This is a genomic window from Phytohabitans maris (genome assembly GCF_031085175.1).
In the GTDB taxonomy this organism is placed as follows: domain Bacteria; phylum Actinomycetota; class Actinomycetes; order Mycobacteriales; family Micromonosporaceae; genus Phytohabitans; species Phytohabitans maris.
The window spans coordinates 1-5,335 of record NZ_JAVHUY010000092.1 but is presented as its reverse complement, the minus strand read 5'-3'; the positions used below and the strand labels follow the sequence as shown (position 1 = coordinate 5,335).

At 75.5% G+C, this 5,335-nt stretch carries 3 protein-coding genes and 1 pseudogene; all 4 read left to right on the top strand.

Translation table 11 applies throughout. From position 1 onward, the window contains the following. Positions 1 to 227 precede the first annotated feature (227 nt). Positions 228 to 1,178, top strand: a pseudogene (locus RB614_RS44095) (cobalamin biosynthesis protein); the annotation flags it as partial. Positions 1,179 to 1,552: 374 nt separating this feature from the next. After that, on the top strand, positions 1,553 to 3,085 hold the full coding sequence (locus RB614_RS44090) for a cobyric acid synthase (RefSeq protein ID WP_308718679.1): 1,533 nt from the start codon (positions 1,553 to 1,555) through the stop codon (positions 3,083 to 3,085). Then, positions 3,082 to 3,885, top strand: coding sequence for a uridine kinase family protein (locus tag RB614_RS44085; RefSeq protein ID WP_428983227.1), 804 nt, complete (start codon positions 3,082 to 3,084; stop codon positions 3,883 to 3,885). Before RB614_RS44090 ends, RB614_RS44085 begins: the two co-directional genes overlap by 4 nt. A gap of 91 nt (positions 3,886 to 3,976) precedes the next feature. Then, positions 3,977 to 5,131, top strand: coding sequence for a M48 family metallopeptidase (locus RB614_RS44080; protein WP_308718678.1), 1,155 nt, complete (start codon positions 3,977 to 3,979; stop codon positions 5,129 to 5,131). The last annotated feature ends 204 nt before the right edge of the window (positions 5,132 to 5,335 follow it).

Sequence of the window (5,335 nt, the reverse complement as noted above, 5' to 3'; positions counted from 1 at the left end):
GCGCTCGCGGCGGCCTATCGACAGGCGGTCGTGTGGGCAGGCCACGGGCCTGGTAGCGGGGTTGGCGAGTGCGGCAGGGAGCCGGTGTCGGGGGCCTGGGCAGGGCCTAGGCTGCGTGAGGAGGTGGGGTAATGCGTCGGCGGGTTCGTGGGACAGCCCTTCGCGTCCTTCGCGATCACGGTGACGGTGGCGCCGCGCGCGTCGCCGCGACCGGGAGTCGGGGCCCGATGGGCCTGGCCAACGCCGCTGGCCTGCTCGCCGGCTTCGCCGTCGACGCGCTGGTGGGCGACCCGCGGCGGTTCCATCCGGTGGCGGGCTTCGGGCGGGCGGCGACCGCGCTGGAGCGGCGGATCTACCGGCCGGGTCGGGCGGCGGGTGCCGTGTTCACGGCGCTCGCGGTGGGGGTTCCGGTGGCGGCGGCGGTCGCGGCGAGCGCGGCCACGCGACGGCGGCCGATGGCCCGGGCCGCACTCGTGGCGGCGGGCACCTGGGCGGCGCTGGGCGGGCGCACGCTGCGGCGCGAGGCGGGCTATATGGCGGGCGCGCTGGAGCGGGCCGACCTGCCCGCGGCTCGGGGACGCCTCGGTCACCTCTGCGGGCGCGACCCGTCCGCCCTCGACGAGCCGGAGCTGGCCCGCGCGACGGTCGAGTCGGTCGCGGAAAACACCTCCGACGCGGTCGTGGCACCGCTCTTCTGGGGGGCGGTCGCCGGGCTGCCCGGCCTGGTCGGCTACCGGGCGGCCAATACCCTCGACGCGATGGTGGGGCACCGTTCGGCGCGCTACGCCCGGTTCGGCACCGCGGCGGCGCGGCTGGACGACCTGCTCAACCTCGTGCCGTCCCGGCTGACCGCCGCGCTGACCGTGGCGGCCGCGCCGGTGGTCGATGGCGAGCGGGCGGAGACGCTGCGGGTCTGGCGGCGAGACGGTGCCGACCACCCCAGCCCCAACGCCGGCCACTGCGAGTCGGCGATGGCCGGGGCGCTCGGGGTCCGCCTCGGCGGCCGCAACGTCTACTTCGGACGCTCGGAGACCCGCCCCTTCCTCGGCGACGGTCCGCGCCCGGTCGCCCTCGACATCCGCCGCGCCGCGCGCCTCTCCGGCACCGTCGGCCTCGCCGCGGTCGCCCTGGCCGCCGCCATCACCGCGTCGGTCGGCCTGGCCAGCTCCAGACGCACGACGGCATTGGTCAGCCGTGCCGGCGGTGCGGCGAGCGCTAGCCGCGTGACGGCGGCGGTTGGCTTGGCCAGCGCCAAGCGTACGGCGGCGTTGGTCGGCCGTGCGGGCGCTGGGCGCGCGGTGGCTGTCGGTGCGGCCAATGCCAGCCGTGCGCCGGCCGCGGCCGGCCCGGCCGGCTCCAGGCGTGCGGCGGCGTTGGTCGCCCGCGCGGGCATGATGCGCGCGGCGGGTGCCGGTTCAAGGCGCGCAACGGCTGCGGTCGGCTTGGCCGGCGCGCGGCGTGTGGCGGCGCTGGTTGGCCTGCCCGGCGCGCGGCGTGCGGTTGCGGTCGGTGTGACGGGCTGGCGCGGTCGGGTCGCGGTCGGGGGTCGACGGTGAGTGGCGGGCTGCTCGTCGCCGGCACCACGTCCGATGCGGGAAAGAGTGTGCTCACCGCGGGCATCTGCCGCTGGCTGCACCGCCAGGGCGTGAAGGTGGCGCCGTTCAAGGCGCAAAACATGTCCAACAACTCGGCCGTCGTCGTCGACAGCGCCGGCCGGGGCGGCGAGATCGGGCGGGCGCAGGCGATGCAGGCGGCGGCCAGCGGCGTGTCGGCCGACGTGCGGTTCAACCCGGTGCTGCTCAAGCCCGGCAGCGACCGGTCCAGCCAGGTCGTGCTGCTGGGCGAGGCGATCGACACGGTGACGGCCGGCGACTACCGCGCGCTGCGGCCGCGGCTGGCGGAGGCGGTCTTCGAGACGCTGGCCGAGCTGCGCACCGAGTATGACGTGGTGGTCTGCGAGGGCGCCGGCAGCCCCGCCGAGATCAACCTGCGCGACGGCGACTTCGTCAACATGGGGCTGGCGCGGCGGGCGGGGTTGCCCGCGATCGTGGTAGGCGACATCGACCGGGGCGGAGTGTTCGCCGCGCTGTTCGGGACGGTGGCGCTGCTGGAGCCGGCCGACCAGGCACTGGTGGCCGGATTCGTGGTCAACAAGTTTCGCGGCGACCCCGGGCTGCTCGCCCCCGGCCTGGAGATGATCCGGGCGGCGACCGGCCGGCCGGTGCTGGGCGTGCTGCCGTGGCGGCTCGATCTGTGGCTGGACGCCGAAGACTCCCTGGCGTACGGGCGGGTGCTCGGGCGACCGGCGCCGCCGCGCGGGGCGGAGTGGCTGCGGGTCGCGGTGGTGCGGCTGCCGCGGGTCTCCAACGCGACCGACGCCGAGGCGCTCGCCATCGAGCCCGGGGTACGGGTGCGGCTCACGGTCGAGCCGGCCGAGCTCGCCGACGCCGACCTGGTGGTGCTGCCCGGCTCGAAGTCCACGGTGGACGACTTGACGTGGCTGCGAGAGACCGGGCTCGCGGACGCCATCCTGGCGCACGCGGCCGCGGGGCGTCCCGTGCTCGGCATCTGCGGCGGGTTCCAGATGCTCGGCACGCGCATCCACGACGAGGTGGAGAGCCGGCGGGGCACCGTCGAAGGGCTGGGGCTGTTGCCGGTCGAGGTGACGTTCGGGGCGCGCAAGACCCTGGCGCAGTCGGTGGGCGCGGCGTTTGGCTCGGTGCCGGTGCGCGGCTACGAGATCCACCACGGGTACGTCTCGCGTGCCGACCCGTCGCTCGCCCCGCTGATCCGGTACCCGGACGGTCGCGCGGAGGGTGCGGCGGCGGGCAATGTGTTCGGGACGCACTGGCACGGGGCGTTCGAGTCCGACGAGTTCCGCCGGCGGTTCCTGACCGAGGCGGCGCGGCTGGCGGGGCGGGCGGGCTTCACGGTGGCGGAGGACACGGTGTTCGCGGCGGCCCGGGAGCGGACGCTCGACCTGCTCGGCGACCTGGTGGAGGAGCATCTGGACACCGGCGCGCTGTGGCGCCTGATCGAGTCCGGACCGCCGCGCCTCCCCGAGATCCGGTCGGCACTGGCATGACGACCGAGCCGCGCCCGCGCGCGACCACCGACGGCGGCGCGCCCGACCCCCGCACCGAAGGCGGTCACCGCGCCGAGCGGCGGGCCGAGAGCACTCGCCCCGACCAGGCCGTGACCGAGCAGCGGCCCGAGGCCGATCGGTGCGGCAGCGGTGTGGCTGGGCGGCGGGCTGAGGCCGCGCGGGGCGCGGGAGGGTGGCGGGAGGGTGATGGCGGGGGTGTGAGCGTCGTCGAGGAGATTGCCCGGGAGGTCTGGGCGCGGTCACCCCGGTTGGGTGACACGCGGCTGGTGGCCGTCGACGGGCCGAGTGGGGCGGGTAAGACCGTGTTCGCGGCGCGGCTGGCGGCGGCGATCGGGCCGGAGACACCGGTCGTGCACACCGACGACCTGCTGGACGGGTGGGGTGACCAGGTGACGTTCTGGCCGCGGCTGGAGGAGTGGGTGCTGGCCCCGCTGCGGGAGGGGCGCGCTGGGCACTACCGGCGGTACGACTGGGAGGCGGGGCACTTCGCTCCAGAGTGGACGGAGGTGCCACCGGCGCCCGTGGCGGTGCTGGAAGGGGTCACGGCGGCGCGGGCGGCGATCAGGCCGGAGCTGACCTTCTCCGTCTTCCTGACCGCCCCGCTCGCCGAACGGATCAGACGCACGGATCGCCGGGACGGCGGGACCCTCTCCTCGTACCTCGTGCAGTGGCGGCGTGGGGAGGAGGCGCACTTCGCCGCGGACGCCACGGCCCACCATGCTGATCTGGTCGTGGATACGACCGGCTGGGCCTTCGCCGTCCCCGGCACCACCACCTAAGGGAGATATCCGGGATGCCAGCCATGGACGAGGTGGACAGGCTGGGGCACCATCGGCAAGAGCGGCACCACACTTACCCGGGGGAGTGACCATGACGTCAGAGGATGCGGGCGGAACGGCGACACCGGCTGGACCGCCGGTGCGGCGGCGAGTGGTGCTCACGGGCATCAGCTCCCGGGCCTGGGAGCACCCGGCCGACCGGGGCGCGCTCACCGCGCTGCGCGAGCTGCGCGGCTTTGACGACGTGGTCAAGGCCTTCTTCGGGATGTGGAACGAGCGGGCCTTCCGCTTGGCCTACCTCGCCTCGGCCATCCGCGTCGACCACCGGCAGTACCCGGCTGTTTACCAGCGGTATACGGAGGCGGCGCAGTCGCTGGACGTCCCCGAGCTGCCCGAGCTGTACGTGCGGCAGCTCCCGTTCCTCAACGGCGAGGCGATCGGGCTCGACAAGCCGTTCATCGTGGTCAACACGGCGGCCATCCAGCAGCTCGACGGTGACGAGCTGCGCGCGCTGCTCGGGCACGAGCTGGGCCACGTGCGCAGCGGTCACGCGGTCTACAAGACGATCCTGGTGATCCTCACGAGCTGGGCGCAGAGCCTCAGCTGGCTGCCGGTGGGCTCGCTCGCGCTGCGGGCGATCATCGCCGCGATGCTGGAGTGGTGGCGCAAGGCCGAGCTCTCCGCCGACCGGGCGGGGCTGCTGGCCGGCCAGGACCCGTCGGCCTCACTGCGCCTGCTGATGAAGATGGCCGGCGGCGGTGACCTGTCGCAGATCGACACGGCGGCGTTCCTGGAGCAGGCCGCGGAGTACGACGGCGGCGGCGACATCCGCGACAGCCTGCACAAGCTCCGCATGACCGCGTGGAGCACCCACCCGGTGCCGGTGGCCCGGGCCGCGGCGCTGCGGCACTGGATCGACTCGGGCGGCTACCAGCGGATCCTCGACGGTGACTACCCGCGGCGCGACGACGACGGCAGCGCGTCGGTCACCAGTGAGATCAAGGCGGCGGCGCAGTCCTACCGCGAGGAGTTCGCGCGCACGCAGGATCCGCTGGTCGGGCTGCTGCGGCGGCTCGGCGACGGTGCGAACGAGATGGGCGAGTGGGTCGGCGGGGCGGCCGGGCGGGCGAGGGCCTGGTTCGGCTCGGCGGGCGAGGCGGCCGCCCGGGCGGCGCGCGGCGAGGCGCGCACACCACCGGCCAACGGCAGCGACACCAACGGCAACGGCGGCACGACGACTTCCTAGTGCGGCGGCCACTTAACCTTTGCCGGCTTCGCCGGCGCCGGCTGACCAGCGGTCGAAGGTCGCCGGTCACCCGGTGAACGTCGGTGGCCACCGCACTAGCCGGCGCCGCGAGCGCGCCGTCCCCCCACCACAAGGCCACCCGCCCCGGCGCGGGCGCGGGCCCCGGCGCGGGCGAGCGGCGGCCGGCGGGCGGACGGCGGGCGG